The 17,014-nt window shown below is 57.9% G+C and carries 15 protein-coding genes; 2 read left to right on the forward strand and 13 right to left on the reverse strand.

The window, feature by feature from the left end:
• Positions 1 to 4: 4 nt before the first annotated feature.
• The 6 genes from ACR0B3_RS00165 to ACR0B3_RS00190 are packed head-to-tail and all read right to left on the reverse strand — an operon-like array spanning position 5 to position 5,932.
• Positions 5 to 391: a Na+/H+ antiporter subunit G gene (locus tag ACR0B3_RS00165; RefSeq protein ID WP_170720081.1), complete on the reverse strand. Its 387-nt coding sequence runs from the start codon at positions 389 to 391 to the stop codon at positions 5 to 7.
• A 7-nt stretch (positions 392 to 398) separates the two neighbouring features.
• Entirely contained in the window at positions 399 to 671 is a 273-nt protein-coding gene (locus ACR0B3_RS00170; RefSeq protein WP_480683970.1) for a K+/H+ antiporter subunit F, read from the reverse strand.
• Positions 668 to 1,165 carry a Na+/H+ antiporter subunit E gene (locus ACR0B3_RS00175; protein WP_480807999.1) on the reverse strand — a complete coding sequence of 166 codons (498 nt, stop codon included), beginning with the start codon at positions 1,163 to 1,165 and terminating at the stop codon, positions 668 to 670. The genes ACR0B3_RS00170 and ACR0B3_RS00175 overlap by 4 nt, the downstream gene beginning before the upstream one ends.
• The gene (locus ACR0B3_RS00180; RefSeq protein ID WP_480807346.1) at positions 1,165 to 2,706 is read right to left on the reverse strand and encodes a monovalent cation/H+ antiporter subunit D; all 1,542 of its coding nucleotides are present in this window, start codon (positions 2,704 to 2,706) and stop codon (positions 1,165 to 1,167) included. Before ACR0B3_RS00180 ends, ACR0B3_RS00175 begins: the two co-directional genes overlap by 1 nt.
• Positions 2,703 to 3,062 (reverse strand): Na+/H+ antiporter subunit C, encoded by a 360-nt coding sequence (locus ACR0B3_RS00185; RefSeq protein ID WP_170683154.1) that lies wholly within the window; start codon positions 3,060 to 3,062, stop codon positions 2,703 to 2,705. Before ACR0B3_RS00185 ends, ACR0B3_RS00180 begins: the two co-directional genes overlap by 4 nt.
• Complete coding sequence (locus ACR0B3_RS00190) at positions 3,062 to 5,932, reverse strand: monovalent cation/H+ antiporter subunit A (RefSeq protein ID WP_480807347.1); 2,871 nt, start codon at positions 5,930 to 5,932, stop codon at positions 3,062 to 3,064. Before ACR0B3_RS00190 ends, ACR0B3_RS00185 begins: the two co-directional genes overlap by 1 nt.
• A 219-nt stretch (positions 5,933 to 6,151) precedes the next feature.
• Here ACR0B3_RS00190 and ACR0B3_RS00195 point away from each other — a divergent pair, with 219 nt between their 5' ends.
• Together ACR0B3_RS00195 and ACR0B3_RS00200 are read left to right on the forward strand one after the other, a co-directional pair.
• Entirely contained in the window at positions 6,152 to 6,622 is a 471-nt protein-coding gene (locus ACR0B3_RS00195) for a rhodanese-like domain-containing protein (protein ID WP_480807348.1), read from the forward strand.
• Positions 6,622 to 7,446 carry a CE1 family esterase gene (locus ACR0B3_RS00200; RefSeq protein ID WP_480808000.1) on the forward strand — a complete coding sequence of 275 codons (825 nt, stop codon included), beginning with the start codon at positions 6,622 to 6,624 and terminating at the stop codon, positions 7,444 to 7,446. The genes ACR0B3_RS00195 and ACR0B3_RS00200 overlap by 1 nt, the downstream gene beginning before the upstream one ends.
• On the opposite strand, the gene mdoH is transcribed toward ACR0B3_RS00200, so the two are convergent.
• From mdoH to ACR0B3_RS00235, 7 genes are all read right to left on the reverse strand, one after another.
• Entirely contained in the window at positions 7,447 to 9,318 is a 1,872-nt protein-coding gene (mdoH, locus tag ACR0B3_RS00205) for a glucans biosynthesis glucosyltransferase MdoH (protein WP_480807349.1), read from the reverse strand.
• Positions 9,315 to 10,814: an OpgD/OpgG family glucan biosynthesis protein gene (locus tag ACR0B3_RS00210; protein ID WP_480807350.1), complete on the reverse strand. Its 1,500-nt coding sequence runs from the start codon at positions 10,812 to 10,814 to the stop codon at positions 9,315 to 9,317. Before ACR0B3_RS00210 ends, mdoH begins: the two co-directional genes overlap by 4 nt.
• A complete protein-coding gene (locus tag ACR0B3_RS00215; protein WP_480807351.1) occupies positions 10,811 to 12,028 on the reverse strand; it encodes an OpgC family protein in 1,218 nt (405 codons plus the stop codon). The genes ACR0B3_RS00210 and ACR0B3_RS00215 overlap by 4 nt, the downstream gene beginning before the upstream one ends.
• Before the next feature lie 32 nt (positions 12,029 to 12,060).
• Positions 12,061 to 13,431 (reverse strand): tetratricopeptide repeat protein, encoded by a 1,371-nt coding sequence (locus ACR0B3_RS00220; protein WP_480807352.1) that lies wholly within the window; start codon positions 13,429 to 13,431, stop codon positions 12,061 to 12,063.
• Positions 13,432 to 13,611: 180 nt separating this feature from the next.
• Positions 13,612 to 14,796 (reverse strand): CaiB/BaiF CoA transferase family protein, encoded by a 1,185-nt coding sequence (locus ACR0B3_RS00225; protein ID WP_480807353.1) that lies wholly within the window; start codon positions 14,794 to 14,796, stop codon positions 13,612 to 13,614.
• Positions 14,783 to 16,402 carry a thiamine pyrophosphate-binding protein gene (locus ACR0B3_RS00230; RefSeq protein ID WP_480807354.1) on the reverse strand — a complete coding sequence of 540 codons (1,620 nt, stop codon included), beginning with the start codon at positions 16,400 to 16,402 and terminating at the stop codon, positions 14,783 to 14,785. Before ACR0B3_RS00230 ends, ACR0B3_RS00225 begins: the two co-directional genes overlap by 14 nt.
• A 79-nt stretch (positions 16,403 to 16,481) precedes the next feature.
• On the reverse strand, positions 16,482 to 16,946 hold the full coding sequence (locus ACR0B3_RS00235; protein WP_480807355.1) for a DUF302 domain-containing protein: 465 nt from the start codon (positions 16,944 to 16,946) through the stop codon (positions 16,482 to 16,484).
• Between the last annotated feature and the right edge of the window lie 68 nt (positions 16,947 to 17,014).

The raw sequence follows: 17,014 nt of genomic DNA on the forward strand, positions 1-17,014 counted from the left end.
GGTCTCAGTTCGTGCTGTGGTCCGGGACGTCCTCGACCTGCTCGACGGCGTGGGTGGCCCAAAGCTCATCCTCGCCCGCATCCGGCAGATCGCTGGGCTTTTCATGGCGGTGAATATGCCATTTGGCAATGAACAGGGCCGTGATCGGAGCCGTCAGGAACAGGAACAACGTGATGAGCAACTCGTGCAGCGACAGTTTCCCTTCCAGCAGGACCGAATGCGCGATCGAGGCCAGAAGAACGCCGCCCACGCCCAACGTGGTTGCCTTTGTCGGGGCATGCAGTCGAGACATGGGGTCCTTCAGTTTGATCATGCCAAATGAGCCGACGAAGCCGAAAATGCCCGAGACGATCAGGAAGAAGGCGATGAGCAATTCGAAGATAAATGTCATGCCGCCCTCACTCGATGATATTGCCGCGCAGCATGAAGCGCGCATAGGCAACCGTTGAAACGAAACCCAGCATGGCGATGATCATCGCGGCCTCAAAGAAAATCTCTGTGCCCAGACTTAGGCCATAGAGGATCATCAAAGCGATGGTATTTATCACCATCGTATCTAAGGCCAGAACACGGGTGCCGACCCCTTCGGCTGTGATGATCCGCCACAGGCACATCATGACCGCTGCGCCGAAACAGGCAAATGTAAAGTAAATTGAATAGGTGATGATCATTCGAAAATCTCCTTCAGGCGGCGCTCATAGCGTTGCTTGATCTGGTCACGCACCTCTTCAGGATTGGGTGCGTCAAGGCAGTGGACCAGAAGGTAATGCCCCTGAGCGGACAAGTCGCAACTGACGGTGCCTGGTGTCATGGTGATGGTCCCCGCCAGAACGGTGATGGCTTCGGGCGTGCGCAGTTCCAGTGGTATGCTGACGAAAGTCGGTAGGCGGTCTGCGTCGCGCTTGAACAGGATGATCTGGGCCACAGCGATATTGGCCATCACGATGTCCCACAGGACAACCAGCATGTATTCCACCACCATCGGCCAATTGCGCAACTTTGGGCGATCAGGCCAATAGGGTTGGGTGATGAATGGAATGATGATCCCCAAGAGAAGTCCAAACACCAACGAATTCAACGAGCCATTGTTTGCCAGCAGCACCCACACCAGTGTCAGCAGTGCGGTCAGATGTGGGTGCGGAAATATCCGGTGCAGAAGCTTCATCATTCTTCCCCTCCCAGCACGGCCGAAATGTAATCATCCGGTGTGAAAAGTTGCGCTGCGGTGCCTCCGGCGTATTCAAGTGCTGGACCCGCAAAGAGCGTCAGCAATACCAGCCCAAGAACCGCACCAAAGACTGATGTGAATGCAAGCCCGGGATAGGGCTCGGGTGCGGTTGGAGGGCTGACGTCTTCCTCGGCTCGCTCGGGCTCAACATTAAGTTGCGCGTCGTAGCTTTTCCAGAAGATCAGCGTACCTGCGCGCGCCAGTCCCACAATGGTAACGAATGAGCCGATCAGGATAACGGCCCAAACGGCTGTGGCATCCGATGCCCCGCGTGATGCATCGAGCACGAGCAGTTTACCAATGAAGCCAGACAGGGGTGGCATCCCTGCCATCGCAATGGCTCCGACAAAGAAGAGGGCAGATATCAGCCCAGATTGCGCCATGGGTGCTGTGGGTGAGATGACCCCACCTCGGCGTTCCATGACCATATCCGCGACGAGGAACAGCAATGCGGTCGCCAGTGTCGAATGGAAGATGTAGTAGAGCGCAGCGGCTGTTGCGGCTTCGTCGAACAGCGAGATTGCAATCAGAAGAGTGCCCATCGAGGCGATGGCGCAGAAGGCTACCATCCTAGCAATATGCTGTGAGCCGAGAATACCGATGGCCCCAACAGCCAGAGTTAGCAAGGCTGCGGGTTGTAGCCATGTTCCAACCAGCCCGTCTGTCGCGGCAACATCCGGTCCGAACACCAGTGTATAGACCCGCAGGATCGAGTAGGCCCCAACCTTGGTCATGATCGCAAACAGGGCTGCAACCGGTAACGGAGCGTTGGCATAGCTGGCCGGTAGCCAGAAGTGCAAAGGTAACACGGCTGCCTTTATACAGAACACAAGCAAAAGCAGAACCGCTCCAACGCGTAGCAGGGCTGTGTCTTCTGGCGGTATTTCTGCCACGCGCACAGCCAAATCAGCCATGTTCAGCGTACCGGTGACGCCATAAAGCGTTCCCAACGCAAAAAGGAACAAGGTCGAACCCAGCAGGTTGTACGCCACATACTGCACGCCCGATTTCAACCGAACCGAGCCGCCTGCATGTGTCATCAGGCCATAAGACGCGATCAATAAGACCTCGAAGAACACGAAAAGGTTGAAGGCGTCACCGGTCAGGAACGCGCCGCAGACCCCCATAAGCTGGAAATGGAACAGCGCGTGGAAATGCTTGCCCCGCTCGTCCCAGCCAGACCCTATGGCATAGAGCACAATGGGCAAGGCCAGCAGCGCCGTCAGCAGCACCATCATGGCAGACAGTTTGTCCAATACCATGACGATACCAAACGGAGCAGGCCAATTACCCAGCTCATAGACCTGAATATCACCGGTTGTCGCCTGCGCCGTAATGGTCAAGGCGATGCCCAGAAGCCCCACGACACCCGCGATCGAGAAAATGCGCTGTAGGTCAAGGTGATAGCGCAGGACCATGATGATGAACGGGGCCAGGATCGCGGGTAGGACGATCGGCGCAACGATCCAGTGGTTCATGCGTCTTCTCCCGGCGCGTCCACACTGTCGCTTGCGCTCATGTCAATATGGTCATCTTTCGAGGACAGATAGGCCGACAGTGCGATCATCACGATCACCGCTGTCATCCCGAACGAGATCACGATTGCCGTCAGTACCAGCGCCTGCGGCAGCGGATCGGTATAGGCGACATCTTCATACTTGTTCAGCACGGCAGGCGCGTTCAGTGCCAGCCGTCCGGTGGCAAAGAGAAACACGTTCACCGCATAGGTGATCAGCGACAGGCCCAGGATCACTGGGAAGGTTCGGCGGCGCAGGATCAGGAAAATCCCGGCGGCGGTCATGACGCCTACGGCAGAGGCTACCAGCGCTTCCATCAGGCCTGCACCTTCTCGTTGTCTTCATCCTGAGGTTCATCCCGCAGCGGGTTGATATCCATCGGGAACTCTTGCGCCATACCCGGTTGCCAAGCGAACCGCGACAAGCTGTCGAGCGCTAGCATCACCGCGCCCAGAACGGCAAGGAATACACCTGTGTCAAACAGGATTGCGGTTGCCCACTCGAATTCTTCCAATGGAGGCCAGTTGATATAGCCGAAATCACTGGTCAGGAACGGGCGTTCATTGAACCATGCGCCAATGCCCGTTGCCGCAGCGATCAGCACGCCCCAGCCGATGGTGCCGTGGTAATAGAACCTCTGACGCTCGATGGCCCAGGTATAGCCACTGGCCATGTATTGCATCAGGAAGGCTATGGCGACGATGAGGCCAGCAATAAAGCCGCCTCCGGGCTGGTTGTGGCCGCGGAAGAAGATGTAAGCGCCCACCATCAGCGCGATGGGCATCATCACGCGGGTGGCGACCACCATCATCAGCGGATGTGAATCCCCTGACTGCGGCCAATGCGGTTTGCGGTTCAGCAGATAACCACGCACATTTGTGCCCAAGACTGCCTCGGTCAGGGCATAGATGATCAGTGCGGCAATCCCCAGCACGATGATCTCGCCAAAGGTATCAAACCCCCTGAAATCGACGAGGATCACGTTCACGACGTTGGTTCCGCCGCCACCTTTGTACGAGTTGGCCAGATGGAACTCCGAGATCGTCGGGAAGGCAAAGTCCCGCATCATCAGCGCATAGATCAACGCGCCCGAGCCGATCCCGGCAACAACCGATATCGCCGCATCGCGCCAGCGCCGCGCCGCGCTGCTGTCCCACGGTGTCTCGGTTGGCAGGAAGTTCAGCGACAGCAACAACAGGATCATCGTTACCACTTCGACCGAGATTTGTGTCAGCGCCAGATCGGGGGCCGAGAGATAGTTGAACGCCATGGACACGATCAGGCCGACTACACCGATCAGCACCAGCGAGAGCAGACGGTTGCGGTGGAACCACATGATCGCCAGTGTCGCGCCCACCAGACAGACCCAGCCAATGATCGGGATGATCTGCGCAGGCAAGGGCACGCGCGTTTCAACACCAATCGTGCCGGTGGAGTAGGCGTAATAGCCAAGCCCGACGGTGAATGCGACGAAGATGATCGCATAGCGACTAAGCACGCCGTTATGTAGTTCATCCGTGATCCAGCGGCTTGCGCGGGTCAACGCCTCGATGATTGCTTCAAAGATGACCTTTGCCTCGGGACGGGGCAGGGCGTTCCAGATTTGATCTCCACGTTTGTGTAGCGATAGCAAGAACAAACCGCCAAGCGTTGCGACGACTGACATGTAAAGCGCAGGCGTAAAGCCGTGCCACAGTTTCAGCGAGTAATAGGGCAGCTTCTCGCCCCCAATTACCGCACTGGCGACAACGGCGACCAGCGGACCGACGATTGCCGCCGAGTAGAGACCGATCAGAACAACCAGTACGACGAGGAAGGCCGGAGCCAGCCATAGCCCGACCGGTGGGTCATGCGGATGCGCAGGATAGTCGTCACGCTCGGGGCCCAAAAACACATGGCTCACGAAACGGAAAGAGTACGCCGCCGAGAACAGCGCCGCCAATAGTGCAAGACCAGGTACCAAATAATGCGAGTTCAGCCAGGTTGTGTGAACCGTTTCCTCAAGCATCATCTCTTTCGACAGGAACCCGTTCAGCGGCGGCAGGCCTGCCATCGATAGCGCAGCGATGGTACCGATGGTGAATGTAATCGGCATCAGGTGCCGCAAACCTCCCAGCCGTTTGATGTCGCGCGTTCCGGTTTCGTGGTCGACGATCCCAGCGGTCATGAACAAGGCCGCCTTGAACGTCGCGTGGTTGATGATGTGGAACACGGCAGCAACGGCCGCGAATTTGGTGCCAAAGCCCAAGAGCATGGTCACCAATCCCAGGTGGGAGACCGTCGAAAAGGCCAGCAGCGCCTTTAAATCGTCCTTGAACAGCGCAATCACCGCGCCCAGCAGCATGGTGATAAGGCCGGTTGTGGCGACGATGTAGAACCACGCCTCTGTACCTGCCAGAACCGGCCACATCCGCGCCATCAGGAACAGGCCTGCCTTAACCATGGTGGCCGAGTGCAGGTAGGCCGAAACCGGCGTTGGCGCCGCCATTGCATGAGGCAGCCAGAAGTGGAATGGGAACTGCGCGGACTTGGTGAAACAGCCCAGAAGGATCAAGATCAAAGCGGGCAGATAGTAGGGTGAGGCCTGGATGAGCTCTTTATTCTGAAGAATGACACTCAGGTCATACGAGCCCACGATATTGCCGAGGATCAGCATCCCCGCAATCATTGCCAAACCACCCGAGCCGGTTACAGCCAACGCCATACGCGCGCCTTGCCGTCCTTCGGGAAGGTGCTTCCAATACCCGATCAGAAGGAATGAGCTTAGCGATGTAAGTTCCCAGAATATAAGCAGAAGAAGGATATTGTCGGACAGTACAATCCCAACCATCGCGCCCTGAAACAGCAGCAGATACGTGTAGAACTGGCCCATCGGATCTTCGCGTGACAGGTAGAACCGGGCGTAGAGAATGATCAGGAGACCGATCCCCAAGATCAGTAGGGCGAACAGGAACCCCAGACCGTCCAGCATGAAATTCGCGTTCAGTCCCAGACCCGGAATCCAGTCGAACCGAGCGGTCACCACATCACCTCGAATGACGCTAGGAATATGGATCAGTAATCCCATGAGTGCGAGGAAGGTGGTCAACCCGGCCGCGGAGGCGGCTGCGTTTCGTCCTGCCCGGATCAGCAGGGCTGGAAAAACAGCTCCGAGGAAGGGAAGGGCCGCGATAAGGAATAGGGACAAGTGCGATACTCCGGTCTGTGCGGTCAATATGACTGAATTGCTAGGGATAATTTATTGACTGCGCGGAAATTGCAAGGTTCCGACAAGCGCTAGAACATACATATTAGATGCGATTATCTGCGTAATAATGACGCGAACTTGATCTGAGGCACGGATTTCCCGAAAGCACAGCGAATTGGCTTATGTTAGAACCAAACTGAGATTGCAGGAGAACCCCGCATGGCGGACGTTAAAAATCGAAGTCGCAGATGGGTTTTGATTGGCGGTGGAACAGCGATCGCCGCCGGGTTCGCCATACGCGAGTACCGCTTGATCCCGCAGGACTATTCAGGCGGACAACTGGATGTCGCACAGGCCCATCAGAAGGCCGCGTCAAAGGACATCCTGTTGGTCGATATCCGAACACCACGCGAATGGCGGGCGACGGGAGTTGGACAGGGCGCGCTGCCATTGGATATGAGACGCGAGGATTTCGTGCAGGCCCTGATGCAACTCACCGGGGGTGACAGCGCTGCCCCCGTTGCGTTGATCTGTGCCCGAGGGGTTCGGTCGGCACGGCTGAGCAACCAACTGACTGAAGCAGGATTTATGAATATCATCGATGTGCCCGAAGGAATGCTTGGCTCTGCCGCCGGGCCGGGTTGGGTGCGCGCCGGTTTGCCGGTTGAGGCTTTCATAGAGGGAACATGATGAAGACGCAGTATTGGTTGGCATTTTGCTGTACGATTGCGGGACAATCAGCTATCGCAGCGTGCGGCCCGGAGGAGGGTACGTGCGAGACGGCTTCAGGCGAATATCACATCGAACTTCCAAACACTGAAAACCCCCCATTGGTGGTATTCCTGCACGGCTATGGCGGCAGTGGCTCCGGCACGATGAAGAACCGCAGTATGGTCGAACCCCTGCTCGATCGCGGTTATGCCGTCATGGCGCCCGAAGGCTTGGAGCGCCCAGACAGGGGCGGCACTAAAAGCTGGAACTTCTATCCGGGCTTCGGCGAACGCGATGAGACCGCGTTCCTGACCGAAGCAGTACAAGACGCGGCAGAACGGTTCGGAATCGATGACGAGCGTGTGGTTCTGGGTGGCTTCTCGGCTGGTGCCTTTATGGTCTATTACCTCGCCTGTGACGCGCCCGAGACATTCTCGGCCTATGTGCCTGTTTCCGGCGGATTCTGGCGCCCGCACCCCGAGGCGTGCGAGGGACCGATCCGTATGTTCCACACCCATGGCTGGACGGACAACGTGGTCCCGTTGGAAGGACGTCTGCTTGGCGGTGGCCGCTTTCATCAAGGTGATATCTTCGCGGGTCTCGAAATCTGGCGTGTTGCCAACGGGTGCGTCGATACCAAGCCAAGCGGGTTTTCGACCACCGGTCGTTTCATGCGTCGGAATTGGATGGGATGCGCCGAAGGCAGTGCGCTGGAATTTGCGCTTTTTCCAGGTGGGCATACAGTGCCACAAGGATGGGCCGACATGATGGTGGACTGGTACGAAGGTCTGCCCGGCAGCTGATTATTCTGCCGGGGTGACGACGCCTTTGCCTTCGATCAAACGCTTTAATTCATCGCGATAACGCCGGGCCGAACGGGTTATGGCAGGTTCGCTGACATCCTCACGCATTCCGACCATGCGGCGCGCGGCACCGGCGGACACTCCGCTGAGCGCCGAGAGCGGGATCGCCAGTGCGAGGCTGATCGCAATCGGAGCCAGCCAAATCGATACCAGACCGGCGAGGATGCCCACGCTTAGCGCAACACCGCTGACGGTTTCCAGCGTGTGGCACAGAACCAAGGTATGCAGCCCATAGCTGCCGCCGTCACGCGCCTGCGGAGACCAGCCTTTCTGAATACCCAGAGCAGTGCGGAACACCGCTATCATCTGTTGCACCATCAGGATCGGAGCATAGAGGATCGACAGAACAACCTCAGACAGGAACGAAGTGAAAAACTTTACCTTTCCGCCGAAGTCGGAATAGCGCACACCGCTGAGCGGCAGGGCGGCAACGCCAAGAACCTTGGGCGCAAGCAGCATCGCGTACATCACCAGAATGATCAGTACATGCCGTGTCTCGGACATCTCGGGCCATTGCGGGAACAGCGGGTTGTCTGGGCTGAAGTAGTGCAGAACCGAAGCCTCTTCGCCCTGACCAATCAGCGCCCACATCACCAACAAGGCAAACCACAGCGGCGACATCAAATAGCCGACCGCACCGTGGAACATGTGGAACCGCGAGACCGCTCGGAATCCGGTCGAGCCAAGCAGTTTCAGATGCTGCAAGTTACCCTGACACCAGCGGCGATCCCGCATAGCATGGTCGATGAGGGTGGGTGGTGTTTCTTCATATGACCCGCGAATGCGCGGCAGAAAGCGGACGGCCCAACCGGCGCGGCGCAGCAGGCCAGCCTCGACGAAATCGTGGCTCATGATCAGCTTGTCCTGCCCGTTGAACGACCGGAGCTTGGGCAGGCCAGCGCTTGAGGCGAAGGCCCGGGTGCGAATGATGGCGTTGTGACCCCAATAGTTGCCCTCTTGCCCGCACCAGCGCGCCAGACCTTCGGCAAAGGCAATGCCATAGACGCCGTTTGCAAACTGCTGCATCCGGGCAAAGACCGATTGTGCACCGATCAATTGCGGATAGCTTTGGATCAGGCCCGCGCCCGGATCACGCGCCAGCGCATCAGTCAGGCGGGTGATCGCGCGGCCAGTCATCAAGCTGTCGGCATCCAGAACCAGCATCGCATCCCAGTCAGCGCCCCAGCGACTGACCCAATCGGCAATATTGCCAACCTTGCGATCCGTATTCTCAGGTCGGCGGCGGTAATAGAGTTCAAGCCCTGGTGCTAGCGTAGTGCGTAACGCTTCAACACTGGCCTGTTCTTGCGCTGCAATCTCGGGGTCGCGCGTGTCGGACAGGATGAACATGGCATAGTGATGCTGATCGCCGCGTTTTTGCAGGTCTTCCAGCATCGTGCGGGCGTTGCCCAGCACGTTCCATGGAACTTCGTTATAGACCGGGGTCAGCAGTGCCACGCGTAGCGGTTGTGCTCGGACCTCGCGTTTGGGCGGTTCCTGACGCGAAAGCGAGACCATGCCCAGCAGCACGGTGCAGACCGTAAAGGAAATCCAGAAGAAGTTGAACGAGATCAGCGTCAGCAGGATACCTTCGATCAGATTGATCCCTTCGGCGCTGAACCAATCGGACATGACCCAAAGCAAGCCCAACGTCGCCGCCATCGCAGGCGAAAACGCCAGCGCGCGCCAGAACCCAGCCGAGGGTTTCCGGCCCCCGGCCGGCACCTGCGCATCGCGGAACCCTTGCGCAAAGTTTTGCGCTGGCATCGCCAGAGGGGCCTCGGGCGGCATGATATGAAGATCGCGGCTCATGTGGTCCAACGGTAAAGCCAGACCTCAGAGGCTGGCTGTTTGTCTTTCAGCAGTTGCGCGCGCAGTTCCACGTGATTTCGTTCCCCCGGCTCAAACGAAAACGCCAGCCGCATTCCACCTGTGTCGGGGTTGCGCTGCAGAACGCCGTCAGAGGTTTCGGCATGGGGAGAGTCCACGAAAATGGTGATCGCCTCGGGGTCGTCGAACAGCTCGCTGGCTTCGAAATCGATCACGGCCAGACGGCCTTCACCAAAGGTATTGTCACCCATCGCAGTGTTGATCACGCGGGCCATCGGGGTGCGTTGGGGTTCTTCACCCCAGATCAGACGATAGGACAGGTCAATCTGGCTGCCTGCGGTGTAGGGTTCCATCGGGCGCCAATACGCGACGATGTTGTCATAAATCTCCTGATCCGCCGGGATTTCCACCAGCGTGACGGTGCCTTTGCCCCAATCGCCATTCGGCTCGACCCACAGGCCGGGACGCTTGTGATAATTGGCCTCAAGATCGGCATAGTCCGAGAACTCGCGCTTACGCTGCATCAGGCCAAAGCCGCGCGGGTTCGTATCCACGAAGGATGAGATCTGCAGGCGGGTCGGGTTGGCTAGCGGACGCCACAAGACTTCGCCAGCGCCATTGCGGATCAACAGGCCGTCGCTGTCATGCACGGCGGGGCGGAAATCGTCGAACCGGCTGTGGTTGGTCTGGTCGAACAGGAACATCGACGTTCCGGGCGCGATGCCGACATGGGGCAGTTCGGTGCGCGGGAAGAGCGTCGCTTCGATATCCATCACGCAATCCGCACCCGCGGTGACGTTGAAGCGGTAGGCCCCGGTGACGCTGGGGCTGTCCATCAGCGCATGTACGACCATGTTACGCTGGCCCGGTTTGGGACGTTCCAGCCAGAAACGGATGAATTCGGGGAATTCTTCACCATCCGGATCGCCGGTTTTCAGCGCCAGACCACGGGCCGAGAGGCCATAGACCTCGTGCAAGCCGATGGCACGGAAATAGCTGGCCCCTTGCCAGACGCAGAACTCATCCGTTTCACCGGGGCGGTGCATCTCGGTGCGCAGTCGTAAGCCTGAGAAGCCCAGAGTATCGTCGATCGGAAGCTTGGGAACATCTTCGGACTTGTCGAACATGTCCAGATCGAAGGTGACCGGCTTGGTCATGCCATCCTCGACAGTCGACACTTTGACCGTGCGCGGGAAATAGAGGCCCGGTGTAAAGAAATCCACGTTGAAGGGCGTCTCTGTCTCGTACCACAAGGCGCGATCCAAACGGAACCGGATCGAACGGTACTGCTGATACGTCAGGTCCTGCCATTCCTGTGGCACCATCTCACGCTCGGCATAATCACGACTGGCCAGATCGCGGGCCATAGCGATAACATCTTCGCGGCTGAACGGGGTCTCGCCACCTGTTGCATACGCTGCTGGGGCGAATGCCAGTGCCGTAGATGAGGCGAGAAATGCACGACGTGTAAAATTCATTTCTTAGATTTCCAAGGTTGAGACTTGAACCAAGCGGCCAGATAAGCCACGCCGATGATCATGGCAAAACCAATCATGTTGGCGGCGAAGACACTGGCAACATCCCGCCCACTCAGGTCGAGACCAACACCGATAAGTCGTGCCGCTGCCATGGAAAATACGAACACCGCCAACGATTGCTGCCCGACCTTGGTGATGACTGTCAGCAGAAACCGCCAGACTTTGGCCGCAGCACCCTGACCGGTGGCTATCAGTCGGTGACCATGCTCACCCGCGACGACCCAGCCCAGATAGGCCAGCGACAGGAAATGGAGATAACGGAACAGGCCAAAGTCAGACTTGTTGCGGAACTCTTTGGTCACCGGCCAAACCTTGCGGATTTCTTCCCCAAGATCAGGTGCCGCGGTGTTGATCCACGTGAACACTTTCCACGAGCCGAATGGCATCGAAAAGATCAGAAACAGTGCAGCCGCCCAGATCAGGGCTTTCGAAACCGGAGGCGCAGGTATCCAGCCGCGCATGAATGCAAATCCGGTGAAGAACAGCAATTGCCAACCAAATGGGTTGAAGAACCATTGGCGATCAGACCATGGCTCGGCCGGAAGGTCCAAATAATCGAATTGTGCGATAAGCCAGATGGTGACCGAGGCCAGCGCAACTGCCCAGAACCCAATGCGGTGCAGCCCCATGAACAGCGGCATCATCGCCAGAACCACCAGATACATCGGCAGAATGTCAAAGTAGTTCGGCACATAGGTCAGGGTGAACAGCCCCACAATTTGAGGTGCAGGGTCATTGAAGAAATGCTGCAGGTTGAGCGACGAGATATAGGTTTTCTCGAACAACCCGGACTGATCCAGCGCGGCCATGGACATGGCGACAAAAAAGAACAGGCAGATATGCGCCCAGTAAACCTGCCAGATGCGGAAGGAAACGCGTGCGGTTCCCAGCCACCAGCCCTTGCGCATGAACGCTCCGCCAAAGGCGATGGCGGATGCCATGCCCGAACAGAACACAAAGATCTCGGTGGCGTCGGAAAAACCGAACCGGGCGGGAATCCATTTGGCCCACGGATCATTCGGGATATGCGCGATCAGGATGATGAACATCGCGATGCCGCGGTAGAAGTCCAGACGCGGATCGCGCGTATGGGCAGGGGCAGCGACCTGAGACGCCACCGGAGCAAAATCAGAAGCGGGCGATGCAGTCGCCATACGGTTTCTGTCCTTCTTGGTCTTTTTTGTTGTTACTCGGCAGGGACGCTTTGTGCGTCGCCGCCATCGCGTGCGGCCTCGATCAATGCGCGGCGGGCGAGGGCGTAGTTATCCTCACCTCCGGCGCGCTTGGCGCGGCGGTCGTCAAGAATGCGCTCGACAGCATCCAGACGGCCGGCACGCAGGCCGGAATCGATGGTGATGCGCTCGAATACATCACGTTGGGCGTGGCTGCCACCCGCCAATTGCATGCCGCCCCTCGCATTCGACAAGAAATCAAAGGCTTGGCCATAAAGGCCGTCGCCAAAGGCCTCAAGACCTTTGGCCGCTGCAATGCCGGGGTCGGACATGCGGATCGGAGTATCACCCTGATTGCGCTGAGCGTCCTTCTGGATACGCTGTAGCAACTGCGCGGTCGCATCCGTTCGGTTGTCGCCGGTCAGCGCCAGCAGATAGTGCAAGTCTGCAAAGATCAGACAGCCGTCTTCAGTGCGCGCGGCGCTGAGATCGGCCAGTTCTTCCCAACGATTGCCAACGTCCACGCCTTCAAGCTCAAGCCGTGACAGCAGTGATGTCGCGTTTGAAATATCGCGGTAATCGTCAGTTTTGTCCTGACGGATGTGGTGGTCATACAGCGCCATCACCTGATCGACCTGACCCAGATCCAGATGCATCAGCGCCTTGTGCCACCACACGTGATAGCGGAAGTTGTTGCAATGCGCCCAGGCGTCCTCGCGCCCGGCGAGCCAGTCAAGACCCAACTGAGCATTTCCGGTCATCTCGTGCACATGCGCGACGGCGTGCAATCCCCACGCATCGTCTGAAACCATCCATAAGGCCTGACGTCCTGCAATCTCGGCCTTTTCATAGGCACCTGTCTCTTCAAGTGCAAAGGAATGGCAACCAAGCAGATATCCGCGCCCGGGGTGATCTGGTTCGTAAGCAGGCATCACGCGCTCGATCGACCGGCGCATGCCGTGTGAATCGCCCAAAACGAAACGGGTGGCATGGCTGAGTTTCATCGCCAGCGTATCCGTGGGATGTTGACGAAGAATTTCTTCGAATTTTTGTATGGCCTGAGAGGGCAGGTCGGCCATGTACAATGCCAGCGCTTCAACATAGAGCTTTTCGCGGGCCGAAATCGGTTGGCGTTCCATCGCCGCATTTGCTGCTGTCAAAGCCTCGGCTGCGACCGGGATCATTTCGCGCCGGCCCAGTAGGACCATGAACAAACCTTTGATCGCGTGACCCAGTGCAAAATCCGGCTCAAGCTCCAGCACCTTGCCCAGATGTTGCGGCGTGACGGCTGCGTGCGCCATGAACCCAAGCAGAACACCATCCCACGCCTCGACGCTTGCGGGCTGGCTGAGGGTGTTCATCTGTCCAAAGACGTCTTGTTTCATGCTCGGGTCCAATCTGGTTGCGATATTCTCTACTGTTCGATGTAACAGAGTGTGCAGCGGGGTCGTAACAGTATCGACCCTGCTCTCGAATTGGTGAAAACACGTGTGTGGGAAAAGCGAAAAAAACCGCCGATTCAAGGGCATGTTTCAGCAACTTGCCGCCTAAACGGGCAGAGTGTTTCAATCTTCGAAGGGGTTTTCCGCGTTCAGAACCGCCTGTGTATCAGCCCCACAGACGGGAGGCGCACTGCGATATGTTACAGGCGTGAGCGACAGATTCAGGGGATTCCCGATTAGTTGTACCTCGCCGGGTGCGGCCTGCATCGAGATCTGCATTTGCCGCGCGGCGACCTGATCAGAGGCGAAAACCTGATCGAGTGTACGCACCGGGCCAACAGGTACTTTCAGCTCTTCCAGCCCTGCGATGACGCTAACGGTCTCCAGCGCATGAATGGCGGGACGCAGGAACACATTCAAAGCATCGCGGTTTTCAATGCGGGCCGGGTTTGTGGCAAATCGGGGGTCGTCGGCCAGCTCCGGTTTCTCGATAAAGCCGCAGAGCCGTCGGAATTGGCTGTCATTTCCGACCGCCAGAATGACATGTCCATCAGCTGTCTGGTAGACCTCATAAGGCACAATGTTGGGATGCCCATTGCCGCGCCGCTGAGGTACGTCGCCCGAGGTCAGATAGTTCACGCCTTCATTTATCAACCAGGCGATCTGGGCGTCCACCAGCGCAAGATCGATCTGCTGACCTTCGCCGGTCAGGTCGCGGTGACGCAGAGCAGCCAGAATAGCGACGCAGGCATACATACCACACATCACATCAGCGATTCCCACGCCCACTTTCATTGGTGCGCCGTCGGGATCACCAGTCAGCGACATGATCCCGCCATAGCCTTGCGCCATCAGGTCGTAACCGGGTTTCGACGCATTCGGGCCTGTCTGTCCGTAGCCTGAGATCGAGCAATAGACCAGACTGGGAAACTCCTTGGATAAGCTCGCATAATCGAGCCCGTATTTTGCCAGCCCACCGGGCTTGAAATTCTCGATCAGAATATCCGCGTGCGACGCCAGCCGCCTGATTTCCGCCTGACCCTCTGGTGTTGCGATATCCAAAGCAACCGATTTCTTGTTGCGGTTGGACGACATGAAATAAGCGCTCAGATCCGAGCGGTTGCCATCCGCATCCTCAACGTAAGGAGGACCCCATTGCCGTGTATCATCGCCTCCGGTCGCCGGGTTTTCAATTTTGATGACGGTGGCCCCGAGATCGCCCAGCAGCTGTGTGCAAGTGGGCCCCGCCAGAATGCGCGACAAGTCCAGTACCTTGACGCCTTTCAGCGGTCCTTCAGATGCGGCCATCATATCCTCCACGGTCAATTTCCGCAGCAATGACAGTGAATTTGTCGGCTTTCAACGCCTGATCCAGCGAGGCACGCAATTCCTTGCGATTGCGCACAGTGTGACCGTACCCACCAAAGGCACGGCCCATGGCGGCAAAGTCGTGGCGGTCAAAGTCTACTCCGCGATTGCCCATCTGGCGCTGGCGCTGCTTCAGCTCGATCAGAGCCAGGCTGGCGTCAACGAACACGAGGAAAATCGGGTTGCCACCCATTTCGGCGGCGGTCGAAAGCTCTCCGGCGACCATCAGAAATCCGGCATCACCGGAAAAGCTGATCACCGGGCGGTCCGGTTCGACCAGCTTCAAACCGATGGCCATCGGAACGGCGCAGCCCATTGTGCAAAGCGCCGAAGACTGGATCAAACCGCGTTCCTCTGAACACTCCCACATCTGGCTGAGCAGGATACGGTGCGCACCGCTGTCAGCGGTGGCGAGTGTTTCGGCAGGCAGCGCAGCACGGGTCTCTGCGATGATAGCGGCTGGTCCCCAGTCTTCATCTGTCGGGAAGGCTTTCGCCAGCGCGGCTTTGACCAGTTCCGGTTCACCGCTCGGCCATGTCTTGCGGGCAGGGTTGCCTTTGGCGATGGCCTCAAGCGTTGCACCGGTATCTGCCACCAAATTCAAACCGGCCTGATGCATGTAGTGATCATTCACGACGGCTGATATGTCGATCACGCGTTTGGTTTCGGGGTCCCAGATCTCGCGCCAGCCAGGGCGCATTTCTATGGGGTCATAGCCCAGACACAGCACCAGATCAGCCTGTTCTATCAGCGGGATCAGATGTTTATCGGCCAGCGGAGACAAGCCCGCCCCGCCCAGGCACAGCGGATGATCCTCAGGCACCACCCCTTTGGCCTTGTAGGTGGTGACAAAGGGAATGTTGAAATGCTCTAAAAACGCCCGCACAACGCAACGAGAGTCGTCGTACAGAACATCAAGACCGATGATAGCCAAAGGGCGCTCGGCCTCAGCCATCCAGCGGCGGGCCTTTTCCAGACATTCCGCGCCGGGTGCAACAGGGGCGACTTTCGCCAGTCGACGACGTTTAACCCCTGATACGCGCGTATCGGCCACCGAGATCGGCACATCAATGTGCACCGGGCCCGGGCGCGGCTGATTGGCGAGCGATACCGCCTTGTCGGCGATGATATGTGCCCCATCCGCCGTCAGCATGAAGGTACCCTTGGTGATTGAGCGATAGACTTGCGCGTGATCCATTACCTGATGGGTGTAAGTCAGCGCCTCATCGGCATCGACGCATCCGGTCAACACGATCATCGGCACTCGATCTTGCAGTGCGTTCGCGACCACATTGATCCCATTCATCGCACCCGGGCCAAGGGTTGCCACCAGAATCGCGGGCGCGCCATCGCGATGGTGAACGGCTTCGGCCATGAAACCGGCTGCGTTTTCATGCTTGGTCAGATGAAAGGTGATGCCCACATTTTCCAGCGCATCCACCAAGGTCAGGACCTCGCCACCGGGCATTCCGAACGCGTGGCGGCATCCGGCCTCATAAAGGCGTTGTGCCAACAGATCCGCAGCGCGGGGGGACAGGTCCTGCATCAATCAAGCTCCGACAAGTTTATCTTTCAGCAGATTGCGGAGGACGCGCCCGGACGCAAGCAGCTTCACGTCAGTGTGACTATTTGACGGCGCTTTCCGCCACGGCCTGAAACTTTGCGTCAAGTTCAACGGCAATTTCGTGCAGCGCTTCACCGCCCTCATCTGCATAGGGAGCAAATACAAAGCCGGGTGTTTTGTAAGACAAGGTCGCGGTGCCGTCCTTGTTCTCGGTCACATAAAACCGGATAGGCGCTTCGATCATTGCGTTGGTCGAGGTTTCAAGAACCCGAACAGCGTAGTCATTGTTGAACGCGCCGATTACACGATTGCCCGGTATGGTAATGCCGCGCGAAGCCGCCGCTTTGGTTGGCCCGGCCTGCGTTACAACAATCAGGCCGTTTTCCTTGACGGCAGCTTTTGTGTCTTCAACAAGGCTCTCGTAGCTTTTGTTGCTCGAGTAAACCGCCCACCCAGAAAGGGGTTCAATGCCGTCAGCCCATGCAGGTAACGCCAGCAGACACATCATGGCCCAGAACGCTTTCATCAACTTACCTTCCCTGTTGGATTGGCAATAATTGGCAGAAAAGCGTTGAAACCGTCCTCACAATCCTG

The sequence above is a fragment of the Ruegeria sp. CE9 genome, from assembly GCF_056537425.1.